The organism is Gilliamella sp. GillExp13 (assembly GCF_001690815.1).
Classification (GTDB): Bacteria; Pseudomonadota; Gammaproteobacteria; order Enterobacterales; family Orbaceae; genus Gilliamella; species Gilliamella bombi.
Genome location: NZ_LZHJ01000021.1, coordinates 1 through 1,528, shown reverse-complemented (window position 1 = coordinate 1,528; position 1,528 = coordinate 1). Strand labels below are relative to the sequence as shown.

At 35.4% G+C, this 1,528-nt stretch carries 4 protein-coding genes; 2 read left to right on the top strand and 2 right to left on the bottom strand.

Annotated elements, in window-relative coordinates; translation table 11 throughout:
* Together A9G37_RS12710 and A9G37_RS13390 are read left to right on the top strand one after the other, a co-directional pair.
* Positions 1-185, top strand: a 185-nt coding sequence (locus tag A9G37_RS12710; RefSeq protein ID WP_335340536.1) for a DDE-type integrase/transposase/recombinase, incomplete at its 5' end; no start/stop codon positions are given.
* Positions 186-200: 15 nt separating this feature from the next.
* Complete coding sequence (locus tag A9G37_RS13390; RefSeq protein WP_081297635.1) at positions 201-428, top strand: integrase core domain-containing protein; 228 nt, start codon at positions 201-203, stop codon at positions 426-428.
* 35 nt (positions 429-463) lie between these two features.
* Here A9G37_RS13390 and hemH read toward each other — a convergent pair whose 3' ends face one another.
* Together hemH and A9G37_RS01305 are read right to left on the bottom strand one after the other, a co-directional pair.
* Positions 464-1,024 carry a ferrochelatase gene (hemH, locus tag A9G37_RS01310; protein WP_065574392.1) on the bottom strand — a complete coding sequence of 187 codons (561 nt, stop codon included), beginning with the start codon at positions 1,022-1,024 and terminating at the stop codon, positions 464-466.
* Positions 1,025-1,119: 95 nt separating this feature from the next.
* Positions 1,120-1,528 (bottom strand): IS30 family transposase (locus A9G37_RS01305; protein WP_141671001.1); only part of this gene is annotated, 409 nt, incomplete at its 5' end.

Sequence of the window (1,528 nt, the reverse complement as noted above, 5' to 3'; positions counted from 1 at the left end):
GCTTTAGGACATTCAATGTCATCGATGACTTTAATCGTGAGGCGTTAGGTATTGATATTGCAGTCAGCTTACCAGCAGGAAGGATTACCCGTTACTTAGATAAACTGGCCGAATATCATGGATATCCATTAAAAATACGGGTCGATAATGGGCCAGAATTTACAGGAAAAACCTTTATAAACTGAGCTAAATCACATGATATAGCCATTGATTATATAAAGCCCGGTAGCCCTTATCAAAATGGTTATATTGAACGATTTAATCGTACCTATCGTACTGAAGTACTTGATTTATATCTTTTTAACAACTTAGCACAAGCAAGGAGAATAACCGAAGAATGGCTAACGATTTATAACACCGAAAGACCGCATGAGGCATTAAATAACATGACACCGATTGAGTATAAAACACTAAAACAAGCAGCTTAATTTTCTACGTGAGTTGTGTACTAAGTTTGGGGCATTTACACAAGCACTTCAGGTTGACCGTGATCATAAAAAGCGTGCTTTATTTGCCAATAAAGTGCATTGATATAACTTGGATGATCAGCATAATCGCGAATCGTGTCAATGTTATCGATGATGGTATCGGTCGCTATAATTTGTTGAATTTTATCAAATACGGCGAGTGTTGTTGTTGAATATTGTGGAAACAGGGGTAATACCGTAATTTTTTCACAGGATCGAAGTTTATTTAATTTTGATTGCAAATTGGGCTCACCATAAGTCATGGCTAATTCGCATTGCATATTCGGTAAATGACATTGTAATTTATCACACAACAATCGACTATAATACAATAAAGGCGAAGCGTCATTTATCCAAATTTTTTGATAATGCCTTATAATATAAGGTACTCGTTTTGGTATCACTAAATAGTTTAAAATGGGATACCAAAACAGCTTAGGTAAATCAACTACATGTTTATCAAGCAAAAATTCGGTTAAATACTTCGTTATTGCATCGGATGTTGCCGCATTTGGTGTACCTAGATTAACTAATAATAAACCCTGTTTTTTATCCATAATCATCCCTTATTTTAAGCAAAAATGATGGTGGATAATGTCAAGGAGTTTATTTAATGCCCCTTGATTTTGTTTTAATATTTGATAGGCATTTCTTAGATTACACCATGAAGTGCAATTCTTCTTAGCTCCTTAGAATAAAAATCGGCAGGGCTTTTAAACTTATGCCGTTTTCTTGGGCGCGTGTTCAATAGATATTGTATTTTCTTTATCTGTTTGTCGTCAACTAATGAAATGGCCGCTGACTTAGGTATAAACTGACGTATTAAGCCATTGGTGTTTTCATTTGTGCCTCTTTGCCAGCTTTTATAAGGCTCCGCAAAGTACACGGTAGTATTTAAATAATGCTCAATAGCATGATGATAATTAAATTCCATCCCATTATCAAAGGTGATGCTTTTAACCATTTTTTCAAACGGCGTTAGCAATTTTATTATCATATCTCTCGTTTCGGAGGCGGTACGTTGATTGAGGCGCCCAATTAATACTAGCCCTGTTTTGCGT

Coding starts and splice junctions, on each gene's coding strand:
- hemH (WP_065574392.1), bottom strand. CDS start 1,024: ATGGATAAAAAACAGGGTTTATTATTAGTTAATCTAGGTACACCAAAT.